22 protein-coding genes are annotated in these 24,363 nt (G+C 48.0%); 4 read left to right on the forward strand and 18 right to left on the reverse strand.

The genetic code is table 11. The annotated features are described in order from the left end of the window. Positions 1–6: 6 nt before the first annotated feature. Together ACSR9A_RS29520 and ACSR9A_RS29525 are read right to left on the reverse strand one after the other, a co-directional pair. Complete coding sequence (locus ACSR9A_RS29520) at positions 7–846, reverse strand: alpha/beta hydrolase family protein (protein WP_473761968.1); 840 nt, start codon at positions 844–846, stop codon at positions 7–9. 99 nt (positions 847–945) lie between these two features. Next, complete coding sequence (locus tag ACSR9A_RS29525; protein WP_473761971.1) at positions 946–1,983, reverse strand: glycoside hydrolase family 53 protein; 1,038 nt, start codon at positions 1,981–1,983, stop codon at positions 946–948. Positions 1,984–2,401: 418 nt separating this feature from the next. Here ACSR9A_RS29525 and glsA point away from each other — a divergent pair, with 418 nt between their 5' ends. Genes glsA through ACSR9A_RS29540 form a run of 3 tightly spaced genes read left to right on the forward strand, consistent with a single transcriptional unit; the run spans position 2,402 to position 4,687 of the window. Beyond that, positions 2,402–3,319, forward strand: a complete 918-nt coding sequence (gene glsA / locus ACSR9A_RS29530; RefSeq protein WP_473762379.1) for a glutaminase A — start codon at positions 2,402–2,404, stop codon at positions 3,317–3,319. A 17-nt stretch (positions 3,320–3,336) separates the two neighbouring features. Next, positions 3,337–3,738 (forward strand): DUF4265 domain-containing protein, encoded by a 402-nt coding sequence (locus ACSR9A_RS29535; RefSeq protein WP_056039724.1) that lies wholly within the window; start codon positions 3,337–3,339, stop codon positions 3,736–3,738. A gap of 13 nt (positions 3,739–3,751) precedes the next feature. Beyond that, entirely contained in the window at positions 3,752–4,687 is a 936-nt protein-coding gene (locus ACSR9A_RS29540) for a dipeptidase (RefSeq protein WP_473761973.1), read from the forward strand. A gap of 119 nt (positions 4,688–4,806) precedes the next feature. Here the strand turns inward: ACSR9A_RS29540 and ACSR9A_RS29545 are convergent, their stop codons facing one another. From ACSR9A_RS29545 to ACSR9A_RS29600, 12 genes are all read right to left on the reverse strand, one after another. Next, complete coding sequence (locus tag ACSR9A_RS29545; protein ID WP_473761975.1) at positions 4,807–5,976, reverse strand: stalk domain-containing protein; 1,170 nt, start codon at positions 5,974–5,976, stop codon at positions 4,807–4,809. Between the two features lie 38 nt (positions 5,977–6,014). After that, positions 6,015–6,680 (reverse strand): hypothetical protein, encoded by a 666-nt coding sequence (locus ACSR9A_RS29550; protein WP_341281648.1) that lies wholly within the window; start codon positions 6,678–6,680, stop codon positions 6,015–6,017. Positions 6,681–6,964: 284 nt separating this feature from the next. Then, positions 6,965–8,110, reverse strand: a complete 1,146-nt coding sequence (locus tag ACSR9A_RS29555) for an MFS transporter (protein ID WP_473761977.1) — start codon at positions 8,108–8,110, stop codon at positions 6,965–6,967. Positions 8,111–8,166: 56 nt separating this feature from the next. After that, a complete protein-coding gene (locus ACSR9A_RS29560; RefSeq protein WP_046228720.1) occupies positions 8,167–8,724 on the reverse strand; it encodes an SLOG family protein in 558 nt (185 codons plus the stop codon). After that, positions 8,721–9,503 (reverse strand): RNA ligase family protein, encoded by a 783-nt coding sequence (locus ACSR9A_RS29565; RefSeq protein ID WP_473761980.1) that lies wholly within the window; start codon positions 9,501–9,503, stop codon positions 8,721–8,723. Before ACSR9A_RS29565 ends, ACSR9A_RS29560 begins: the two co-directional genes overlap by 4 nt. A gap of 307 nt (positions 9,504–9,810) precedes the next feature. Beyond that, positions 9,811–9,999 (reverse strand): CsbD family protein, encoded by a 189-nt coding sequence (locus ACSR9A_RS29570; RefSeq protein ID WP_473761982.1) that lies wholly within the window; start codon positions 9,997–9,999, stop codon positions 9,811–9,813. A gap of 88 nt (positions 10,000–10,087) precedes the next feature. After that, entirely contained in the window at positions 10,088–10,672 is a 585-nt protein-coding gene (locus ACSR9A_RS29575; protein ID WP_473761984.1) for a GerMN domain-containing protein, read from the reverse strand. A gap of 42 nt (positions 10,673–10,714) precedes the next feature. Next, entirely contained in the window at positions 10,715–12,205 is a 1,491-nt protein-coding gene (locus tag ACSR9A_RS29580; protein ID WP_473761987.1) for an N-acetylmuramoyl-L-alanine amidase family protein, read from the reverse strand. 193 nt (positions 12,206–12,398) lie between these two features. Next, positions 12,399–13,904 (reverse strand): glycoside hydrolase family 43 protein, encoded by a 1,506-nt coding sequence (locus ACSR9A_RS29585; protein WP_473761989.1) that lies wholly within the window; start codon positions 13,902–13,904, stop codon positions 12,399–12,401. A 50-nt stretch (positions 13,905–13,954) separates the two neighbouring features. Beyond that, positions 13,955–15,670, reverse strand: a complete 1,716-nt coding sequence (locus ACSR9A_RS29590) for a type 2 periplasmic-binding domain-containing protein (protein ID WP_473761992.1) — start codon at positions 15,668–15,670, stop codon at positions 13,955–13,957. A gap of 98 nt (positions 15,671–15,768) precedes the next feature. Then, positions 15,769–16,662, reverse strand: coding sequence for a carbohydrate ABC transporter permease (locus tag ACSR9A_RS29595; RefSeq protein WP_473761994.1), 894 nt, complete (start codon positions 16,660–16,662; stop codon positions 15,769–15,771). Positions 16,663–16,692: 30 nt separating this feature from the next. Then, on the reverse strand, positions 16,693–17,658 hold the full coding sequence (locus ACSR9A_RS29600; protein WP_473761996.1) for an ABC transporter permease: 966 nt from the start codon (positions 17,656–17,658) through the stop codon (positions 16,693–16,695). Positions 17,659–17,892: 234 nt separating this feature from the next. Between ACSR9A_RS29600 and ACSR9A_RS29605 the strand changes: the two genes are divergently transcribed. After that, positions 17,893–18,753 (forward strand): helix-turn-helix domain-containing protein, encoded by an 861-nt coding sequence (locus tag ACSR9A_RS29605; protein ID WP_473761998.1) that lies wholly within the window; start codon positions 17,893–17,895, stop codon positions 18,751–18,753. Between the two features lie 102 nt (positions 18,754–18,855). Here the strand turns inward: ACSR9A_RS29605 and ACSR9A_RS29610 are convergent, their stop codons facing one another. From ACSR9A_RS29610 to ACSR9A_RS29625, 4 genes are all read right to left on the reverse strand, one after another. Then, a complete protein-coding gene (locus ACSR9A_RS29610) occupies positions 18,856–21,126 on the reverse strand; it encodes a glycoside hydrolase family 9 protein (RefSeq protein WP_473762001.1) in 2,271 nt (756 codons plus the stop codon). A gap of 373 nt (positions 21,127–21,499) precedes the next feature. Then, a complete protein-coding gene (locus tag ACSR9A_RS29615; RefSeq protein ID WP_473762003.1) occupies positions 21,500–22,060 on the reverse strand; it encodes an RNA 2'-phosphotransferase in 561 nt (186 codons plus the stop codon). 3 nt (positions 22,061–22,063) lie between these two features. Continuing rightward, complete coding sequence (locus tag ACSR9A_RS29620) at positions 22,064–23,482, reverse strand: RtcB family protein (protein ID WP_473762005.1); 1,419 nt, start codon at positions 23,480–23,482, stop codon at positions 22,064–22,066. 58 nt (positions 23,483–23,540) lie between these two features. Then, entirely contained in the window at positions 23,541–24,332 is a 792-nt protein-coding gene (locus tag ACSR9A_RS29625; RefSeq protein ID WP_473762008.1) for a nucleotidyltransferase domain-containing protein, read from the reverse strand. Between the last annotated feature and the right edge of the window lie 31 nt (positions 24,333–24,363).

Below are 24,363 nucleotides of genomic sequence, written 5' to 3' on the forward strand. Positions count from 1 at the left end.
ACTCCCCTACTTTAGGCGCTCATTTAGAAAAAGCACCGTCAGCCGAAGCGCTTCCTCCAAATTCGCAGTTGTGAAGGCAAAGGGATGCTTTGCCCCAAAGGTGTGGTCCGCTCCCGTTAGTGTAACGAACGTATGCTGCGGGGCAGCCTCACGCATTTGTTCATAGCCTGATACCAGCCGCTCCGAATCTTGATCCCCCTGTATCAGCAGTGCTGGAACTGCTAGGGTGCCCAGCACCTGTTTAATATTAAACGCCGCTGCATGGCGCTCCAGGTCTTCAAAAAATATAGGCGATATCGGCATTTGCTGCTTTGTGCGCATGTTAGGCACATAACCGACGCCGCGGCTCAGCACCTCCTGCCGAAACGCCTCCGTAAAGAGATTCACGTCGGCTATGCCATTCCATGTTACAACTGCCTGAAGCTGCGGGTGTCTCGCAGCGGCCAAAATACTATTTCCGCCCCCACGGCTATGTCCAAGCAGGGCAATCCGGTTCGTATTCAGCTCCTCGGCGAAAGGAAGCTTCGCTTCCAGCAGCTGCGTGATGATTGTATCAAGATCCAGCTGTTCACGGGAATATGTGTTAACCGCAAATTTATCCAGCTCGTCAAAGTCCGTTTCCCCTACGCCATTGCAGCTGAAATTAAAGGAAATGACAGCATAGCCTTGCCTTGCAAGCTGCTCGCAGGCATAGGGTATAAATCCCCAATCTTTAAACCCTTTGAAGCCATGGGCAACGATAACAACCGGCTTCTTCCCCGGTTCGCCTGACACTCGAACGTCTCCTCGCAGCGTCAGGTTTGATTCCAAATCAATGGTAAAAGGTTTGCTATTTACGGCTTCCACCTACAAACTCCCCCGTTTCTCCAAATAGATTCGTCCTGCTTTCTATTATAAGTGAAATAACAGGGGAATGAATAGCTGGGCTGCTTAGGAGCTAGCTTGCTAGTTCAAGAAACCTTCCAATGCAATCGTCGGCTGGCCGTTTGCCTGCCAAGCGCCTTTATTATAGCCGCCATTATAGCCCGGAGGCGCCTCCGGCTCCCAATAAAAGACTCCTAGCCCCTTGCCGCCAGAAATATTGCGAACCTTCGTCTTAATCGCAGCAACGAAGCTCTTCGTAGCAGCTGGCTGGTTATATTCAAGGCCAATTTCAGAAATGATAACCGGCTTGCCATACCGGGCAATCATATTATTGGCATTGCTGATCGTTTGATCTACCTTGGCCGACCAATCCGAAGCCGATGGATACAGCGACATGCCGATAATATCAAAGGTAGCGCCATTGCTGATCAGCCCCCCGATATTCCAAACGAATAAAGCATTATCATTTCCGCCTGCCAGATGAACGATCGTCTTCGTACCAGAAGAGATTGATTTCACCGCATTGTTGCCGGTATTGACCAGCCATGCGTAGTTCTGCATGCTGACAGTCGCTTTGCCGTCATTCCACAGCATGCCGTTATTCGTTTCATTGCCGATCTGCACCCAATCCGGCGTCACGCCCTTCGCCTGCATCGCCGTCATAACCGCCCGCGTATGGTTCCAGACTGCATCCATCAGCTGCTGGAACGTGTAATTATTCCAAGCAGCAGGCTTTGTCTGTTGCCCTGGATCGGCCCATGAGTCGCTGTAATGCAGCGTCAGCATAATGCTCATGCCTGCATTTTTCGCCCGCTGTGCCAGCGCTGCGGCCCGGTTCATATCCAAGTAACCGTTTGCATAATTACTCGAAGGATTTACGAATACGCGAATTCGCACCGAATTAATCTGGTAGTCATTTTTCAAAATTTGAATAATATCCTTGGTTGTGCCGTTTTTGTCCTTCCAGGTGTAGCCTTGCGCCTCAAGACCGGGAACCCAGCTAATATCCGTCCCTTTCGCAAAGGCAGGAGCCGCTTCGGCCTGCTGAAGCGGCATCTGTACCGTAATAAGGGCGATAATCATCATAGCGAAAACGAGCAGTTTGAGTCTTTTTTTCATTTTCAACATTCCCTCTTCCTTTAATAGTTTGCCGGATTTGTCCCCGACTGGCGTACCCCAAGATTGTATCCGCTTACATAAATGTGTTTCAACAACCGTTCCCTAGCAGGATAGGCTTTCAAGCCTATGGTGAAGAAGCATCAGCAGCTTTGGCAATGGGGGGACTGCCGATTCCTTCACCATATCTTTTCTATCGTTAACTACGGGATACGCTTCTGATTATAAATTCACCGCAAGCAGAAGAACAGGATACAATGTGAATATAATGGATGATTTTACAACATTTCCTGCTTTCTTCAATCATGATCGCCCTGCGTAAGCCTGATGCGTTTCACTACCAAAATGTATTATAATAGAGCCATTCATGCCAAACTGGCGAGCAGGAGGAAACGAATTGACAAATAGCGAGCTTAAACATATGCACTCCCTGCTGCCCAAATGGGTAGAAACATCCCGCCAGCAGGCTCTTCATGGCAAAGTGGCCTCCTACATACCTGAGCTTGCAAAATCCCCCAAGGACGCCTTGGGCATTCATATTGTGGGTGCAGAAGGTCAAGTAGCATCTGCAGGAGATTGCGGCATATCCTTTACTATGCAAAGCATTTCCAAAGTTTTCACGCTCATCCTGGCGTTAATGGATAATGGCGAAGAGGCGGTTTTCGCCAAGGTTGGCATGGAGCCAACCGGGGACAGCTTCAACTCCATGCTCAAGCTGGAGCTTGTGCAGCCCGGCATTCCCTTTAATCCGCTGATCAATGCTGGAGCGATTGCAATTTCTTCGCTGATTGCCGGAAGCAGCCGGGAGGAGAAATCGGCCCGTGTGCTCGATTATTTCCGCAATCTCTCAGGTAATATTACGCTGGATTATGATAACGAGGTATATCTGTCAGAAGCCAAAACAGCAAATTTGAATCGCTCGATGGCTTATTTTCTGAAGGATAAGCAGGTGCTGCAGGGGGAAGTCGAGGAAGTGCTCGACGTGTATTTCCGGCACTGCTCGATCAGCGTCACCTGCGCGGATTTGGCTCGCATGGCGCTCGTTATGGCGCATAACGGAACCGATCCCGTCACTGGAACCCAGCTGATACCACGGCGTTACGTGCAAATCGCCAAAACGTTTATGATTACTTGCGGCATGTACAATGCCTCGGGCGAATTCGCGATTCAAGTGGGATTGCCGGCCAAAAGCGGCGTATCCGGCGGCATTCTCGCGATCGTTCCAGGTCGCTACGGCATCGGCGTCGTCGGGCCATCCCTGCACCGCAAGGGCAACAGCATTGCAGGCGTTCATTTGCTCGAAACGTTGTCGCGAACATTTGACCTAAGCTTATTTTAACGAAGAAGGTGCCTATTATGAATCCATCTGTTGAGCTTGGCATTTCCTTTCATTCCTCCGGGCAGGAGATTGAGATGCTCAAGGTAACGCCGATTGACGATCAGCGCTACCGCATTGAAGAAAATCCATTATTTACGGAAATGGTATCATTCGGTGATATTGTCAAGCTGGAGCAGCAAGGCAACATTTATTTTTATAAAGAGACGGTTCGCAAATCTCGCTTAAGAAGATATTCGTGGCTGCTCAGCCAGGACGTCGCTTCTTCCGAGGAGCTTGCCGATTTCAAAAATCGGGTCGCCGACAGCGGCGGCAACTGGGAAACGATTTTTGGGGGCATGCTCATTATCAATGTGCCGAGCCATATTGACTTTGATCCCGATGTGGAAATAAACAATATTACGGTAAGTAAGGACAGATAAGGGGTATGCGCGAATGAATATTATCGATTTGCATTGCGATGCTTTGATGAAGCTGGCGGATAAGAAAGGCAGCCTTTCCTTCAACGATGCGCCTGAGCTGGATACAAACAAGCAGCGCCTGCTTGCAGGAGGAGTCAAAGTACAAGGCTTCGCCATTTTTGTCATGCCGAACTTGACTGATCAAGAGAAGTTTCAATCGGCGCTCGATCAGGTGCATTATTTTTATGAGGAAGTATTAGGGAAAAATCCGGACATCAAGCACATCAAGGAATGGAAGGATATCGGCAAGCTGGCGGAGCACGAAATTGGCGCTTTTCTCACGCTTGAAGGTGTCGATCCGGTCGGCAATGATTTGCATAAGCTGAATATCTTTCACCGCCTTGGCGTGTTGTCGGTCGGCCTGACCTGGAATTTCGCCAACCTTGCTGCTGATGGGGTGCTGGAGCCTCGCGGGGCGGGACTTTCCTCCCTCGGCCGCAAAATGGTACAGTTCCACAATGAGCACCAGATTTTGACCGATGTCAGCCATTTGAATGAGCAGAGCTTCTGGGACGTCGTGGAAACGGCTGATTATTTGATTGCCAGCCACTCGAATGCAAAGTCGGTGTTCGATCATCCAAGAGGATTGTCTGATGAGCAGGCGCAAGCGCTGTTTGCCAAAAATGCGACCGTCCATGTTGTTTACTATCCCGAGTTTATTAAGCCCGAGTCGGGAGTGATTACGACGATCCCCGATTTAATTAAGCATATTGACCATTACTGCGCTATTGGCGGTGTAAATCAGGTTGGCCTTGGCTCCGATTTTGACGGCATAGGCGCTTACGTACAAAATCTCGAAAACGCCGCAAAAAGCCAAAACCTGATTAACGAGCTGCTTAAGCATTACTCTGAGGAGCAGGTGCGGGGCTTTGCGCATAATAATTTTCTGCGCCGGGTTTCCTCCCTATAATGCAAAAGACGCCGCAGCGCTGCTGTCCTTCCCTTGCGGGCAGGAGATACAAGCGCTGCGGCGTTTTCTTTTTACTTTTTTCTTTATCCCTCTAAACCTTCTACTCGCTAGATCAACGATTATTTACGTTTCCAGACAGAGCCGTCGGAGAAGGCTACTTTATCGATCTGAATGTTTTTCAGCTTTGACGTATTGTAATAGGAGGACAAGTCCCAAGAAAAGGTGTATTGTTCCCCACTTTCCACTCGTACATCATTGCCCCTGCCATAAAAACGGTTAGTATAAGGATATCCGCCTTTTACAGGATCGTCATAAACATCATACGTGCTGAAAGAAAGCTCGAAGGAAACAATCGCTTTATCCGTTAAATTAACCATTTTTATATTGGCTTCAGGATAGTTGTAGGAATCTTTCGTAATACTATGGCCCACAATTTTAAACGGAACATTATTATTTTTCTTAAGCTCCTCTTTCAGCTTCTTCTTGTATTCCTCTTCCTTCTGTTTGTAGAGGGCTCTCATCTGCTTTTCAATCGTGCCACCATTGCCATAAAGCTGTTTAGCCAGCTTATAGCTTTTGCTTACCGTTTCTTCTTCTCCCACCACTATGCTATAAACGGTTCTCCCGAAAAAGGTATAGTTCGTGCCATTCGAATCAAAATTTTCGCCAGGCTTTACAGTCGCATTGTTAAAAGCGGCTTTGCCGCGCGCATTTAGCGATGCTGTAAAATCATAGGCCTGCACAGCGCCACCGGCATAATAATATTCCACATAATTAACAATGATTTTTTCCGTGCCTAAATTTTTCATAGCGGAATTCGTAATTTGCAGCGGCAGGCCCGTATAATATTTGCTTTTGCTCGGGTCTACCGTTTTAATGCTGATTTGCTGACCTTTCGTTTCCATAGAAGCGCCTAGACCATCTGTCAACAGGCGAAGTGGAACCATCGTGCGTCCATTTCGCTCTACAGCAGGCGTGCCTAAAAATACAGAAATGCCATTGACCGTAGCAACAGGCTCATTCAAAATAATCGAAATCGTCATTTCGCCGCTTGAGGCGATGATACGCTTATTGCCCTTGTCCCAGCTGAAGGCAAGGCCTAGTGCTTCAATCGTTTCTTTTGCCGATACAAGCGTTGTGCCGTTCTCGCTTATGGGTGCCTGCGCGTATGCAACTTTCTTGCCGTTAACAAAAACAGTCTGGCTCTCCGCCTTAGCGGCCGAAAGCCCCGTTGGAATTGCCAGCAGCATGACCATAGCCAGCAAAATTGTAATTACTCTCTGTTTCATATCTAATTCTCCCTCTATTTATATATTTCGTGAAAAGACTATTCACTACGCAACGAATAGACGTATTCCTTACCTTCAATAGTAACGATAATATCAATCGGTTTCTTGTCTTTGGCCGCTTCCTTAGGAAGCTCGGCGATAAAATGGAGAACTCCCGTTTTTAGTGGCTCAATGCTCGTTATATTCGTATAGGTAAAGTTGCCTCCACCCGACTCTTCAATGGTTGAAAAGCTTTTATACTCATATTTGCTATCATATTTCACTTGTACAGAGGCAAAATCATCTGCACTTTTGGAGGAGCTGAGCAAGCTTTTGAATTTAAGGACGACATCCAAATAAATATTTTCGGCATCCTTCACCTCGTAATACGTGTAGAAGCTGTCCGGCTTCGGAGGAACGACTTTGGACGTGAATTCTGTCTTCGTGAGCGTCACCTCTGCGAAGTCAGCAATAACGAGCGCTTTTTTCAATTCTAGTACATTGCCAGTGTCGGCGGACGGCTCCGGTTGTGGCGCTGAAGAAGCCTCGCTTGTGGCAGCGGTCTCCGGAGCCTCGGCAAGCTGTGCTTTTAACTTTTCATTTTCAGCACTCAACTGGCTCACTTGCTCCTTTAATTGACTGACCTCTGTGGAAAAATCCTGGGTTTGACTGGCGCAGCCAGCCATGACGAGCATTGCGGCAGCTGCAAAAATAGCTTTTTTCATAATGGTAAATCCCCCCTATCATCTTTAGCTATTAAAATTTCTACATAAAGTGCTAAAATCCTCTATAATCATTCCATTTTACTGAAAATTCATCAATTATTTTTTCGATCTCTGTCATAATTTATCGAACTTCAATCATTAACTGCTCCAATTATGATTTCAAACCGCCATAACAAATTTACCAAAATAACGGACAGAAGCATTTTCAAACAAATAAAAAACGTTGCTTCCGCAAAGGGAAACAACGTTAAAGCATTACGTCATCATTCAATATGCTTAGCGATTTACAAAATCAAATCAGCGAACAGGCCAAACAGCAATAAGTACGCACAAACCGAAAGAGCAATATAAGACCACAGCTTTTCCTTGGTCACCTGGCTGGCCACCGATGCGCCGACCAAGGAAATGCCAAGTGTAGACAGCAGAGCCGCCGCCATTACAAAGAAACCCAGCTTGAAGCTAATGAGCGAAACGACGCCCGCGATTAAAAATCCAGCGCCAGAAGCAAGCTGCATCGCTCCAATCGACGTAATAAAAGCTCTGATTGTTAGACGCTGCGTCGCTCTCCACAAGCTGATTCCCCACAATGAACCGAGGAAGGCAATCGTCGAAATTAGCGACAGCAGCAAGATTTTGCCGAATAGCGCTGCACTCATGCCGCTTCCCTCACGCAATAGATCGGACACCCCATAGCCAAAAAATATTTGGATGGCGCTGCCCGTAAGCAGCCCAAACAATAAGAAGCCTATAATTGCACTAACGATGCCTATTATACCGTAGCTTAAATCTTTAGCTGGATTTAAATTCAGCCCCTCCAGCGGGTTTTTCAGCAGCTTCAGCAAAATTTGCATATCGATTTGCTTAAATGAGCCGGACACATTTTGCAGCAGCTTGTTTGCAGCCTCTGCCGCGCCACTTTTCGCTCCTGCACTTGCGCCAGTCCCGGCACCAGCACCAGCTACGCCTGCCATTCCGGCCGCTTCATTCCTTGATGATGCAGCCGCACCCGCTGTCTCTGCATCAGCTGCTGCATCGTATTCGCTATTGTCATTGCCGTATTCGCCATATTCCCCATACTCGCCGTATCGGTCCCGTTGTTCCGGCTCTTCTCCCAAAATCGCGTGCTCCTGCAAAGCCGATTGCTCCCGCAAAGCCTCAAGCAAACGCGCATCTTCCTCCTGGCGCGCTAGTTCCTCCTGCCTTGCCGCTTCTGCTTGGCGGGCTGCCTCGGCCCGCTGCGCCGCTTCCTCCCGCGCAGCTTGGGCTGCTGCTTGGGCTGCTGCTTGCGCTGCCGCCTGTGACTGCTGCGAATCCCGCGGCTGGCGGAACACATGCACCGCCTGGCTCGCGGGCTCACTCTTTTCTAAATCGAACGGCCGTCCATTTTCCGAATGCTGCTCTTGCTGCTTTTTATCATCCTGTTCTTCCATTTCTGCATCCTCCTCCTGATGTCAAAACCGCCCTAAGCACTGGCAACCTTATTGTGCTAGTCCATATCCCGATAGTTCGCCTCATCAGCAATGCTCTGGATATCATCCGAGCTGATGCTGATATAGCGATAACCGTCGGCCTGCTGCCGGCGAAGCGCACGCTCCTTGAAGTAGCGCGGACTGCCTTCCCCCGCATCCTCATCGTACACGAGCAAAATGCCATCGGTTTTGCGAAACAGCAGCTCATCCCTCGCTTGCAGCTGCCAAATGCCATCATAGGGCTTGTCACTGACCGATGCATAATAATCGACGCCCTTCAGCACCTGCTCGTAATATTCCTTCTTGTCATCCTTCCACTTCTCTTCCGGATTGCTGTACGCCGTAATAATAGAAAGCCTGAGCTGCGGATACTGCGGCTTAAGCGCAATGACTGCTTCACATGCCCACAGATCAACGCCATACTGGCCGGGCGTAATGACCCACTGCAAGCCATCATCGATGAGCGGCAGCAGCTTATTCGTTATCGCCTGCTTAATATAGGCAATACCCTCATGCTTTTGATTAAAAATGTTCAACTCATGCGCGCGGTAGCCCGACACTAGCAAATTGTTCATGCCTTCGGCACATTTCTAAAGGTTCGTTCATAATCCTCGAACCGGATTTTGCGAATCATTTTGCGATCGGCAGTTCGCGCAATGATCCCTTCTGATTTGCCGGCTGCATCCATTCCTACACGAGTGGCCGCAAAATCGCTGAGAAAACGGCTCGTCTCCTCCAGTCCGACTGGAAATGCAGCTCCAGCCAGCTCAGCCAGCAGCGGTGCAGCATCGAGACTCCAGCGCTCAATAAACGCAGCCTTTTTCGCCTCTTGATAAAATGGCTGGCCGCCATGATCACGCCAGTTGGCAATTTGGTCAATGGGCAGTGCCAGCAGATGCTGAAGCTCTTCATGCGACAGCGAAAACAGATCAAACACCCGGTAGCCTTGGCTCCCGCTGGACGTATAATTTTTTGCCGCCTTTGTTTTCCCGCCATAGCTTTCCTGATACATGACCGTCAGTCCGAGCTTTCCATCCGCCAAGCTGGCCTGCATCCGCTCCGCAATCGGAGTTAGCAAGGTCGCCATATTGCCATAAGGATTGCCGATTCGGTCACCCTTGGCAAAAAGCAGCTCCTCCCGTGAGCCAATGAAATAGTCCGTTCCGGCTTCAGTATGCAGCAAAATAATACGCGCATTTTCCCCGTCTACTTTTTCAAAAACATAAACGGGCTTATCCGAATCAAAGGCCTCGCCTTCAGTTAACCTATCGTTTAAACGGCCGCGCTCCCCAAGCTGGTGATAGGTGAGAATACTCGGATATTTCGTTAAGGAATTCAGCTTTGCAAAATCCATGGTTCATCTCCTGCATCATAATAAATCTGTTATCCCATCATAATACCATCGTTTCCCGCTCTTGGTTAGCCCGAGGGCAAGACTTCCCCACCGAAATGCCGCCTGACCACTTATAAAATAGCGTAAAGCATAGGAGCGTTTGCCAACGCAGCACAGCAGCGGCGAACGCTCCTTTGCTGCGTTGGCCCGCTCTCCTCCAGCGCAATCGTTATGCGCCGCAAGAAGCCAGCCTCCACGATTTGTGAAGGCTGGCTTCTTGATGAACGATGCAGCTATAAGCGGCTATAGTCAAGCTTGCAACCGCCATCTATTTGCTGATTTTATTTTTTAGCTCGCCGATTTTTTCTTGGGCAATACCTTTCACTTTATCCAGCTTGCCTTCTCCTTGCAGCGATTCATTGTTCGTCGCTTTACCGATCTGGTCTTTAATCTCGCCCTTTACTTGATTGACTTTGCCTTTTATTTTATCGCCCAAACCATTACTTGAAGCTGTCATATGATCATCTCCTCTTTGGTTATAGGTCTCTTTACCTCTTAAGAGAGATTATGAAACATGGCGATGCAGCAATCGGCTTTCACCAAGCTTATTTCCCTCTCGTGATGGGATGCTCTAAATCGGCATGTCCCATTAAGCTTTCCAGTTGCTTGCCATCGACCAGCAGATCAATCGTTTCAACCTCAACGAATTGAAACAACGTCCATGTTAATGCATCCAAAGCGAGTATTTCACTGCCAGATCCCTGGCGCGCCGTGTCAGGCATATGAATGTCGAGCGTGAGCGCTCCATTTTTAAAATGGACTGATTTCAGCTCGATCTCTTTCGACCAGAGCGGTATCAGCTCGGCATTGTCGCTTTGCTGCAAAGCTTTAAAGGCTGCCGTATATTTCTGAGCAGGTGTGGAAAAAGAAATCTGCACACCCGCTTTATTCAGCTTTTCCCCCTGCGGGTCTGAGAAAAAAACTTCAATGGTCCGCGTCTTCACTTCCGCAGTCGGTACCGGAGCCTCGGCCGTTTGCTGCGGCTCCACGACTGTGGCAGCTGTGACCGTCTTGGATTGTATAGCTTCTAAAGAATCCTCTTGCACCGGATGGGCTGATGACTTGTCCGCGCAGCCTGCAGTCGTCATAACGATTAACAGGAGCGCCGCAATAGCAATCTTTGTGTTCATTCAAACTCCACCTCCCTCGGGAATTGAAAGAAACAAGCTGTACTATTTAATACCCAAATATTCTTTAATTCCCTCAACGATGCCGATTGCCATACGCATTTCCACCGCTTCATTCGTTATAACCGCCAAATCCGACGCGTTGCTCATAAAGCCTGTCTCGAGCAAAACCGCTGGCATGGTTGTCTCTCGTATGACGTGATAGTTGCCGTATTTCACTCCGCGATCTCTCAGTCCAGTCGCTTCCACCAAATAGCGATGAATCGTCTTAGCTAATGGTATGCTCGAATCCCGCGCATAATACGTCTCCGTGCCTGAAGCTGTAGATGTCGTGTAGCCGTTGGCATGCAGGGAGACGAACAAATCGGCATTCAGTGCATTTGCCAGCTTCGCACGATTCGAAAGGCTGAGTGTCGTATCATCGTTTCGTGTCATCACCACATTAATGGCAGACACCTGCTTCAGCAGCTGCTCGACTTTCAAGGAAAGCGTCAGATTGATTATTTTTTCCTGCAGTCCGGTCAGTGCCACCTTGCCCGGCTCCACTCCGCCGTGGCCCGGATCAATAACCACGATTTTTTTGCCGTCCGAGCTGATGGGCGGCACAATCGGCGCACCGCCTACGTCGCCGTCCACATTAAGATCAACGACATAAAGGCCAGAATCATCGCTGACAAGCTGATAGGAGGTCGCCTGTCTCAAATCCAAAACGATGCGAATAGCCGATGGCTCGCGGGTAAACAAAGAGTAACGCACCTTCGTAACATCTGAGCTGTCCGTAATCACAAGCTCGCCCATCTGGCTGTCGTTTAAAGCTTGTCCATCGCCAAACGACGGCGCAAAAGCCGAATTTGGCAAATCAATGACAAGGCGATCCGGCGCCTTCATCGCGAAAATTTTCGGCCCTACTTTGCCGCTTGTCGTGACGATCAGTCGGTTGTCATTAAAGCTGATAGCGCTAACGGTTGACACGCCACTCGGGCTAGCTCCATCAATAATGGTGCCTCCCGTTTCGGAAGGTGGCGGAGTAACTGGGGCCGTTCCCCCCTCATCGATGACCACCTCGGGAATCGGGCTAGTTAAAGTGACCGTCTTCGCCTTGTTGTTCCAGCCTACCTTGAGGTTCATCTGCTCGCCTATGAAGCGCAGGGGAACGAGTGTCGTTCCTTTTTTAATTACAGGAGGAGCATCTATATCTACGGTTTCCGTATTGACCTTTGCCGCTTTCTGGCCTACCGTCATTTCAATGTGCGTGCCTTCTTTGCTAATCGTGACGGTCTGGGTCTGCTTATTCCAGAGCACGTCGTACCCCAAGTTTTCCGATACGACCCGAATCGGGACCATCACTTTTTTGTCAATAATTTCGGCTTTCGTGTTCTCAGGCTGAACAAGCTCCGTTCCGTCCAAAATCACCTTCGTATCCACTGCTGCTGCAAAGCTTTTGTCTGGAAGCGCCAACAAAAAAATAAATAATACCATCAAAAAACTAAGCTTCTTCATCATACTCTCCTGCAAATGTGACTTTTTTTGAATCATTGCAACCTCTCTTCTCTGTAGAAATTCAATTTTTTCCATAAAAGAATAGACGTTATATTTTGGTAAAAGTTGCAAGAGTCCTAACCTATTAGGAGAGTAGATTTAACGGAGCCCTATTAGCTTATTGGATAGTTAAAAAAACGGGTCAAGGCTGTGTATTCGCCTGACCCGCTTTGCTTCTCCAATATGAATTTTAGGTTGGCGCATAATCGAACCAATCAAAAAGTGCCGGGGAACTGTGCTCCGTTTCACAAACGGCATACATCGCAATGAATATTCCCGTAAACCCGCCCGCCACCTCCGTAGAAAGCAGATGCGTTTCTCCTGATCCTAATTCAACGCGAGATTGCTCTTGCTGAAAGGAGAACACAAACCATTCCGGCTGGGACTCAATCATCAGCACGACCGATCCCCATGCGCAGTCTAGCTCGCATTCTGTTTTCATCGAACCAACGCTTCGCCGGAATACAATAATCTTTCGTCCCTCTTTGAGCTTCACGGCCAGATCGTAATGATACCTCTCATTCATAAACACGGTTAGTCCGGCTTCCTCTCCTTCATGTTTCGGTTCGAAATGCAGCAAAGCGGAGATTTTGCATGACATATGGCGCAGACGACGGCCCACGAAGGCGGGTGCGCCGGCAGTATCAAGAGAAACCTTCGTTCCCCGCAGCGTAAGATACCCTGGATTTTCGTAGAGCGACCAGCTGCCGGGCTCCGGATTTCGAAGGAATGTCCAGTCCAAACCAATCGTCGTTTCCTCAAAATCATCCCTGATCTTCTGAAGCGGCCATGGATTTCCTATAAACGCCGGACAATCCATGATCGTCTCAACGCGTCCGCCATTGCCGATGATCGGCCAGCCGTCATCCGTCCAGGTTACGGGCGCCAAAAACGTCTCTCTTCCCAGATGATGCCGTTTGGGATAGGAGACGGGCCTGATGCCCAGAAAAACCGCCCACCAGCTGCCGTCCTCCGCTTGTACCAAATCCGCATGCCCGGTTGCTTGTATGGTGCTGTTCATACTTCTGTGAGACAAGATCGGATTATGAGGGCATGAATCATAAGGACCGTAAGGAGCGCTGCTTCTCGCGATTGTCACCATATGGCCAAATTCAGTCCCACCTTCGGCAATGAGCAAATAATAGAGTCCGTTGATATTGTAAAGATGGGGCGCTTCCGGGTGTGCTCCGCCCGTTCCCTTCCAGAGCAAGCGGCTCTCCGTCAACATTCGACCGGTCGCAATATCAATCTCACATTGATAGATGCCATCTCCCTGATCGCCCGTACATGTAGATTGGAAATAAACTGTCCCGTCATTGTCGAACAATAGAGAAGGATCAATACCGCCCTGAGCAACGCGAATGGGGTCTGACCATGGTCCGACAGGTTGAAGGCTTCGAACAAAGAAGTTACCCATCCCGCTTACGTTCGTCGTTGTCATGTAAAACCAACCTTCATGGTGGCGGATTGTCGGAGCGAAGATTCCGCCCGAGCTCCAGGCGTTTGCAAGCGGCAGTTGTCGCTCGGACGTGAGACAGTGTCCGATCTGGCGCCAATGGACAAGATCCCTGCTGTGAAAAATAGGGATACCAGGAAAATATTCAAATGAACTGGTTACCAGATAGTAATCCTCACCGACCCGGCAAATGCTCGGGTCGGGATGGAAGCCGGAAATGACCGGATTGGTATATTGCACGACGCTGCACTCCTACTCATTTGTAAAGTTAAGCTGTTTAGTCATTGCGATTACGGATTCTGCGCCCAAACCGTCTTCTTCGTTTGCTCGATTTGCCAAGCGACAACTTCGTCGTAACCAAGACCTTTGGCCTTCTCCAGCATTTGCTGCTTCAGTTTGTTGAATTCGGTGTCGTTCTTCGCGATAACCATCTTCCAGGAGTATTCTTTGATTACCTTGCCGACTTCGTTCTGCTTTTGTTGAATGTCGGTAGGAAGCTGAATCGGGGCTTCGCCTGTAAAAGTCTGTTTCTTTATAGCGACCATATTGTTATTGGTGTAGTATTCCTTCTGCGTGCTTACCCCCATCGCATCGCGCCAGCTCAAATCGACCTGATTCGGGTTATGGCCGAGCGACGACGACCACATTTCGCGGTTATACGGCTCACCGGTTTCAGGGTTGATCATCATGCTCGATATTGTGGTGTTATTGATCTTAGACACACCCGAATTGAAGTTGCCTCCGCCGTATTCCTCCGGAACCGGCGTTTCATTAGACGGGAATGCCCCCCAGCCGTAATCGGTCACGTAAGCTTTGCCGTCCTTGATATCCCAAGCAAGGCCCTTCGGGCCATTGTTCACCGTCATAATGCCTTCAGGTGAGTACAACCAGTCAAGGAACATCATAATGCGAGCCGGGTCTTTCGCTTTTGCGCCGATCGACCAAACACGTTCGCCGCCATACGGCGTATAGCCGAACGTAACCGCCTTCTCTTCCGAGAACGGCACGGGCATCAAGCCCTTGCCTGTTGAAAGATGATTCGGGGTATTGTACGTATCGTCCATCCATGTAAACGGAGTAAAGAAAAATTGGCCATCTTTGAGCTTGTTGGAAACGTCCCCGAATTTCTGCGTCACCGAGTCCGGATCAAGCAGGCCCATCTGATTGGCTTTATAATAGAACGCCAGACCTTCCATGTAATAGCTGCTGTCGTCGATAAGACCCTGGTATTTTTGCTCCGACACAGATGTCAGGATCATATCGCTCGGGTTGAAGCCATCGCCATTGATGTAGCCGTAGTAAGCCCCGATGTTCCCTAGATTCATCGAATTGCCGTCCCATTCCGACCAGAGTGAAAATCCGTACGTTTTCCTGCCGGAGTCGCTCTTTGGCTCCAGCTCCTGCATCTGCTTCAGGAGGGGCAAGTAATCCTCCATCTTGGTTATTTTCGGACTGCCAAGCTTCTGATACAGATCCCAACGGATACTCGGACCAAACGTCAGCTTATTGCTTTCGGACGAGCCTTCACCGGAACCGACAGAGTGGCCAATGCCGTAAACGTGCTTGCCGTCGCCGAACTGCTTCCTATTTGCTTCAATCGCTTGACCTGCGTTCTCTTTCATATTATTTCCGTACTTCTCCAGCAAACCGTCCTTGTTCCAGTCCAGCAGCAGGCCTCCTTTAATGGCATCCGTATATTCTTTGCTATTGTTACCCCACACAACAAGATCACCCAAGTCGCCCGAAGCCATCCTTGAAGCAACTACCTCACCCGTGCTGTTCTGGATATTCAGCTTGATATTGAACTTGTCCTTGACGACCTTAGCGAACCAACCCTCTTGCGGTCCAGCATAGCTAGTAAGCTGAGAGAGAACGTTAATCGTTAATTCGGGCAGCTGTTCGCCGCTTGAACTGTCCGTTACGCTAGACGTACCAGATGGTGTATTCCCTCCATTGCTGTTGCCGGTGCATGCTGATAAAGCAAGAACAGCACTCCATACACACATCACGAAAGCCCACCTTTTTCTTTTTGCGAACATTTCATTTCACCTCAGATTTGTATTTTTATATCCCTTGATCCTTCTCTTCGCATTTCAAAAAAAGGTCAACCCTTTACTGCGCCGATCATGATGCCTTTAACAAAAAAACGCTGGAAGAAAGGATAGACGAGCAGGATTGGCGCAACGACGATAATCGTAACGGTCGTCTGGATGGTCATCGGAGTCGGCATTTGAGAAAGGTTGACCTGGCCAACCGTAGCGTTCCTCATCATTTCCGCAAGTGAATTCGCCTCATTCAAATATCGATACAAAATGAACTGCAGCGTGAACAGCTTGGAATCATTAACGAGAAACAGCGTATCGGTAAAGCTGTTCCATTGCCCAACAGCCGTAAATATCGCTAACGTCGCCAGAATCGGAGTTATCAAAGGCATGACAATCTTATAGAAAATGGTTATATAACCTGCACCGTCGATTTGAGCCGATTCCTGAAGCGCGATCGGCGTCGATTCGATAAACGTTTTCACCAGGATAATGTTGAACGGCACGACTATTCCTGGAATGATGTACGCCCAAAAATTATTCATCAGTCCTAAATTTTTCATCGTTATAAACCAAGGGATAATCCCTGCATTGAAGTACATCGTCAGGATAAGAAAGCGGTACCAAAACTTGCGTCCCCACATCTCGCTCCGTGTGAATAGATAACCGAGAAAGGCAGATGCCGCTACGGTCAATATGGTCCCCAGAATGGTCCGGCCCACCGATACAAGCAGAGCTAGCTTAAGGCCCTGAACATGAAACACTTTCAAGTAATTTTGAAAATGTATCCCTTCCGGATAGAACAAGATCAGCCCCCTGCTGCTTAGATCATTGTCGCTAATCGTGTTGATAAACAAATAGTAGAACGGAAATATACATAGCAGCGTAAACAATCCGAACATGGTGTAGTTCAGAATTGAAAACAAACTGAATCGGGATTTTTCCCACGAGGCCATAGTTGGTTCTCCTTTCCTGGCGACTGTGAATTAAATGATCGTTTCTCCCCGGATCATCTTTGATAACCGGTTTGCAATGAAAAGCAAGACAACGCTGACCAACGATTTCAGGATGCTTACCGCCGTTGAATAAGAGAAACTGGAGTTCGCGATTCCGATATTGTAGACGTACAAATCCAGCACTTCGATATCATTCGCGTTGACCGCATTCTGAAACACATAAAATTGCTCGAAGCCTGCGCTGATGAACCCGGCGATGGACAGCAGCAGCAAAACGAAAAAGGTCGGTATCAGCCCTGGTACGGTCACATGCCGCATCAATCTGAACCTTCCTGCCCCATCCACTTTGGCTGCTTCGTACAATTCCTGATCGATTCCGGCAATGGCTGCGATGTACAAGATCGCCCCCCAGCCCAGCCCTTTCCACAAGCCCAACAATGTCATTTTGATCCATATATGACTGTCTGAGGCCAAATAATTGATCGGCTCCGAAATCCATCCTAAATTCATCAGCACTTGATTGACAAAGCCGCTCTGAGTGGAGAAAAGCATGAACACAAAAGCATAGACGAGCACCCAACTGATAAAATTGGGCAGCGTGGTTAAAATCTGAACCATTTTTTTGTACCAGGTTGATTTGATCTCCACCAAGAAGAGGGCGAAGATGACCGGAAATACCGAAGTCATTAGACCTAATATGTTCATCCCAAAGGTGTTACGCAGGACACGCAGCACTTCCGCACGCTGCATTTCATTCGAAACCATTGTGGTGAACCATTTGAATCCAACATAAGGCGACTGGGAAATGCCTAGAGCCGGACTATAATCGTAAAATGCATAAATCCAGCCATACAAAGGCAAATAAGAAAATAAAAAGGCTAAAATCAGGAACGGCAAAGCCATAAAAAACAACCGATAGCTGCCATGCTTGACTGGCTTGCGTAACCGCTTACTTTTTTTCGCAGGCGAGATGATTTTTACAGAATCGAATTGCACGCCATTTCCCCCTTCTTAAAATATAGCTTCTTGCTGCAGGCGGTATGGAACTGCCAGCTCATCCATAACATCATGACAGTCGCTGTGTATGAGGCATACTTAAATCACTCTCCTCATTCCATGTTTCTCTTATCAGATCATATAGCACGCTTTAACATAGAACCTTGATTTTCAGGTCATAGAATAGCATAATATAGACATCAAATACGTTATTATTGGAAGAGGAGGGAGTATTTGAGTGATACCTACTTAGAGTGGTTTACACTTGATAAGGATTTCCCTTTCTTTATTCATTATGGCGGACACGACGATGACCTGGAGCTGCATAAGCACATCGACTTCTCCGAGCTTGTCATTGTCCTGAATGGAAACGCTACGCACATCGTCAATCATGAGACCTTCTTTATTAAGAAGGGAAATGTATTTGTCATAAGCGGCGCAACCTCTCATGCTTACAAAGAACCTCATGATTTTAGAATTTGCAATATTATGTACCGCCCAGAAATGCTGCTATCGGCCGGTCTAGATCTAAGAACTTCCAACGGTTTTCAGTCGCTTTTCGTTTTGGAACCGTTTTACCGCAATATTCACTCGTATAAGAGCAGCCTCAGATTGCCAATTCCCAGTCTGGAATATGTCTCGCTTCTTATCTCCGTTATGATTAATGAATACAACGGCAAGCTTCAAGGGTATCAGACGATGTTGATTGCCCGATTTATGGAGCTCGCAGTCTATTTGTCCAGACAGTATAACCATCAGGAGATGGGCACTGACAGCAATCTGATGCATTTGGCGAATGCCATCTCCTATATGGAAGATCACTATCTCGATCCGCTTACACTGGAAGAAATCGCTGCTAGATCGAATATTTCGGTCAGACATTTGAACCGCATCTTTCGCTCCTATTATCAAACGACTCCAATCTTCTATTTGCAACGACTCCGTTTAGAACGAGCATGCACGTTGTTGAAGCGTACGCAGCTTTCCATTACAGAAATTTCATATGAATGTGGATTTAACGACAGCAATTATTTTACCCGCCTGTTTAACAAAGTGTATGGACTTCCGCCTAAGACCTATAGACGGAGTGTCTAAATATACTTATCAATATGCTAATCGAATAAAGGGGCTCATCCCCCAGTCATCTAATGATGATTGAGGGATGAGCCCCATAATCGCTTAATGCTGACTGTCAGATCAAGGTGTAGTTAGATCACTGTTTGCAAACGCACTGATAAACACTAGATTGGCCGTCGAACCAACAGCGTGCTCATTGGTAGTCCACTCGACAGCGCAATCCATAAAGTTTTTGGCAGGGAAAATGGAAATACCCGGATTGTTGTACTTATTAGCCCCTAACGGCATAAACCCCTTAGGTACTCCTGGTCTAGGGTCATTGTTCATTATCGCGTATACGGTTTGAAGACTGTCCTCACCATGTCCCGTTACAAAGCTCTTTCTCAATGGATTAACGCCAAGAATATAGTTTAATGCGGAAAGCGCCATATTGTTAATGGTTTCGTTATTCATTCCAAGAAGGCTGGAACCAATCAGGGCTTCTGTAGCCGTACCGAGTATCATGTTGTTACTGCCCCAGTAATAATTGCCTTCATATATCGTGTTATTCCAAGCATTGTTTTGATATCTATTGATTTCTTTGTTTAACCAAATTGTAAACTTTTCTTCATACCAGTCCACAGCATTCATGTTGCGGTTATCAGATTCCATGTAATGGAAAAATGCGTAATGCCAGCTGCCGACCCAATCTCCTTGCGGATTCACAAATCTATCCTCACTTTGTGAATAGTTATTCACGAAATAATCGTTATACTTTGCAGCACTGGTAACTCTATACAAAGCTGCGGCAGCCACAAGCCTCGAGTCCTTATCGGAGTCCGTATCATAAGCTCCTGATGGACCTTTAATATTATTGGGATTCTGTTCGAGGTACAACCACGCACTCTTGGCAGCCTCTAAACATTGAGCAGCAAACGCTGAATCGTACTCTGCATAAACCATTGAAGCATGAGCTAAAGCAGCTGCGGCCCAAGCCGTATCATTGGTCGGCCTTATATTGGTGACATTATCTCTTTTATCCCTAATAGCCCTCGTATTATTATCATTATCCATTGACTCGACTTTTGCGTAAAAACCGCCGCTATTAGAGTCCTGCATGTTTAAAATCCATTCCAGCTCCCATCTGGCTTCATCAAGGATATCAGGAATCCCGTTTCCGCTTTCAGGAATATTAAACTGATTATCTGTATAAGAATCTGGAAATAAATCATGCGACCATAATAGAGTCATAACCGTACCCGCTCCGGCACTTACATATTTTCCTTTATCGCCGGCGTCAAACCATCCTTTCGATACGTCTTTTGTAATCGCAGAATTGGATTCAAAAGGTGCAGCCGTATCCATAGGCGTTATATCTGCCCTTGGGAAGTCCGGAGTGTACGCTGGTTCAAGTGCAGTTCCTGAACGTTGATAGTAATAATATCTTGCCGCATCGACTAATAGAGGCTTATATACGTCATCTCCTATTTTAAAGGTAGGAGACTCTTCTATACCTACTGCACTTACAGTAATGTAATAATCACCTGATGCTTCAAGGTCCGTAAATACAGCTTTTAAAACCCTTTCTCCGGAATCAATGTCATAATTCTTAACGAGGACCAATTGCCCACTATAGGCAACTGTGTCATCAGCAGCTCTCCTTACCTGGAAGGGCGTTCCAACATCGGCAGTGAGTTCATCCTCAAAGCCGGAAACATTGGCATATTTTTCGGAGGAATTCCGGAATCCCACCTGATTTACCTTTATAGCCGAAAATCCCGCTTCCTTATCAGGAGAAGTTAATTTGATTTGGTTTAACCATACTGTAAATGGCTCATTGTTTACTTTGTTCAGATGAATAGCCTTTGCATTGTATTCGTCCAGGTCAACCGATGAGTCATTGTAAATATCCTTTAAGGGGATCTTTACATGCTGCCACTCCGTCGTAACCGCAACGTAATCCGTTATCGGTTTTAATACTCTATGTTCAACACCCGATGCACGTCTTTCGACATGGTCATCGCCGCCGATTTTAAATTGTTCCCCGCCATCCTTGCCTTTTACATAAAACTCCAGGTATCCGTTCGGAACATAATTGTGAATATCATGATTTGCCCATTCAGCCATTACAAGAATGGACTCCATCCAATCTACCTGGTTTGTAACACTTAACTTCAATGAAGGTAAATTATCATAGGTTTCTTGCGAGTCAACAGGCAAAGCGCCGTTTACCGTTACCAATCCGCCACTGCTCCCGGACCAGCCATGATAAGTATCTTTGAATACATAATAGTCTGGAAGGTTTCGCCACCCAGCCGGAGCGCCGTAGCTTGCATGTACCACTGTAGTTGGAGCGATTACAGGAGTAATTGCGACTGCAATACTTACGATAATAGCTACTATTTTTTTCATTTTCAGTATTACCTCCCTATTCATTTTCTGATCGCCTTACCTGTTCGTTGATACATCACTACTAATCATCGAGCAAATGATAGACTTCCCGCCTCACCTCCTCTCATAATTGGTTATACCCACAACCGTACATTTGAAGAAAGGTTTCCATACGCCCCTCACCACTAATTGTAAAGCGCTTTCATACTGTTTTCCTTGATTTTCAAGTCATCGAATAGCACAATATAGACAAAAGAAACATCTTAATGAGGTCAACCTCATCAAGATGTTTCCTTTAGACGCGTACGCCCGAATCCATATCCAGCAATATGAAAACCGTGCCTTAAATGAGAAAATGAGCGCTTGTTCCTGCGGAACGATGCGCTCATTTTCATTAAATTTTGTAAGCTATAACGCTGCAGCATTCCGCCGGAATCTCCTCCGCCAGCCAAACCTCATGGCCTGCATAATAAAAAATAATGCCATGCTCCGCAGCAAGCTGCGTATCCACTTCCAAAATCACCAGCTTGCCTTTGCGGCTGCCCGCGAGGGCTGCAAAATCCAGCCCCTCCGACAGATGGCAATACTGGCGGCCCATCGCTTGAATGCCTTCGCGCAAAATCGCCGCCACTACCGCTTCGTTTGTGCCGTGATACAGAATCTCCGGCGGCACCGCTGCCGGATAACTGACCTTTTGCACGCTATGCCCATAACGGGCGCGAATGCGCCCGTCTGCAAGCTCAAAGCGCTGCTTAGATGATCGCTCCACAACATAACGGATATGCGCTTCCGTTATGCTGCTCCAATCCGGCTGCCGGTTAATGGCAGCCAGCAGCTCGCTTAGCAAGCAGGAGCCATCCGCTTCATCGAGCAGAATGCCAAACTTTTCTGGCGCATGCCGCAAAATTTTGGTCATCATTTTGCTGAGGCTTTTTTCCCGTTTATCCGTCAACATCGCTTAAGCCCCCTTAATCGTAGCCAGCGGCTTGCATTTGGCCACAACCTCGGCCAGTCCAGCACCAACGACACTCTCAATAATTTGATCAACATCCTTGTACGCCTGTGGCGACTCATCGACCATCGACTCCAGCGAGCGCTGGTTGAGAACAATTTCATCCTCCAGCCCTACACGCATCGATGCGGCAAACTCTTCAACTGTAATGAGTCGTTTGCTCGCACTCCGCGAGCGGATGCGTCCAGCTCCATGGCAGATGGAGTGATAATTGTCGCGGCCTCCCGGCTTGCCCACCATAATGTAGGAGGAGGAGCCCATCGAGCCGGGAATAAGCGCCGGATGCCCGGTTTCCCTGTATGGTTCTGGGTTATCCGGGTGCTGCGCGGGGAGCGCTCTTGTCGCCCCTTTGCGATGAACAAAATACGAATGCCCCTCATGCTCTTCCTCCCACGCATAATTGTGCATGAGATCATACAGCGTAGACATCTCAAATTTGCTGCCAAAAACATCCTTGCCCGCTTCACGAATCGCATAAGCGATCAAATGGCGGTTGACGACCGCATAATTGAGAGCGGAATACATAAGCTCAACGTAATCTTTGCCAAGCTCATGCGCAAGCGGCGCGAACACCAGCTTTGGATCGGCGGTGCCAAGCCCTTCGGCTTTCATCATTTTAGTCATATTGCTGCTGCAATATTGGCTCACCGAGCCGCCCCATGCGCGCGAGCCGGAATGAATCATAATGACGACCTGACCGTCGCTCAAGCCCCAGGCTTCCGCGATTTCGCGGTTTTCCTCAGGAATTTCAATCGCCTGAATTTCAGCAAAATGATTGCCGCCGCCGAGCGTTCCCAGCTGCCTATGCGAGCGATGCCATACCCGTTCTGGGAACAAGTCCAGCGCACCGCCCTCCACATAAAATTTGCTGCTTTCCACATGCGTCAGCGAAGTCGCTTTGCGCGGTGTATAAGCGTCCGGAATATATTTTTTCGGCAAACCATGCAATCCTTTTTTCACAACATGCTCTAAGCGAATATCTGAAAAATGGCCCCGCCCATGCTCTTCCATCGGCAAATATTTCTCAATCGCCTTCACCAGCTTGCGGCGCAGCTTCACATCCTTCAATTCATCCTTGTGTAAATTGGTCAAATGAACCCGCATGCCGCAGCCAATATCGCTGCCGACAATCGAAGGCGAGACGTAGCCGTCCTCCATATTCCATACCGCAGTCGTTCCAATGCACGTACCAACGCCAACATGAACGTCAGGCGTGTAACCCATATAAACTTGATTCGGTATTTGTAAATTGTTGTTTGCCAGCTCAAAAACCTTATAATCCAGCGCCGCGAACAGCTCTGGCCCCGCATATACATGCACCTGCCCCGAAGGCAGCTTCACTTGTTGATAATAGTTTTGTAACATAATCTAAATTTCCTCGTTTCCTATGCTGCGGCTGCGCCCTGCCGCCTTACCTGTCGCCCTATTCCGCGCCCGGCCCCCATACTTCTCGGAGTGCCGAGCGAAATAGTTCATCCATCGCTTGATCCTGCTTCTGCCCCGGAGCTGGCGCTTGCTTTGCCACTTCCTCGTAATAGGCGATTCGCCTAGCGAGAAAATCGTTTATAACGCCGATTTTCGGCTCCAAATCCAGCTCGATGCCCGCTTTCTTGCGTTCAAGCAGCGTCAGCACCTCACGCTTAAGCAACGATTCCGGCAGCAGTTCATGCACCAGCTCCTCAAAGGACAAGGGCGGTACGCCGCCACGTTCCTCAATCCATTGGCAGGCGAGCACTGGGCGCAGCACGTAGAAATATTTTTTAATTTTTACTTGGTCGCCCTGCAAATACTCACGAAAGTTCCCTTTCGCCATATGCAGGTAATGATAGATGCTGGAGCGCGGCGAGAAGCTCGCCGGAGCAGCCTCGCGAATTTGCTCCGCAACCGTCGTCTCCTCCAAATAGTTGATCGGCGATTGCAGCCATTCCAGCAGCGGCGGGTTCGATTTGCGGAATAAATTCAGCGCTTTTTTCAAATCCCAGCCGTTAATATCGAGCATGTCGCTAATCGGGCGTTCAATCACATCGCGCTGCTCAAAAATCGATAAATACCAATTCGTCTCCCGTACATAAATAAATCTTACATCGTAATCACTGTCCTTCGACGGGAAGCCCCATGCGCGGCTGCCTGACTCACAGGCATACACAATACGCACGCGTTCCTCCACTTCTATTTTGCGCAGCTCGGCTGCTATTTTAGCTTTATAATCGCTCATCCGAAGCCCTCCTTTGTTTTTTGGCAACAAA

Source organism: Paenibacillus sp. R-74696, from assembly GCF_055814915.1.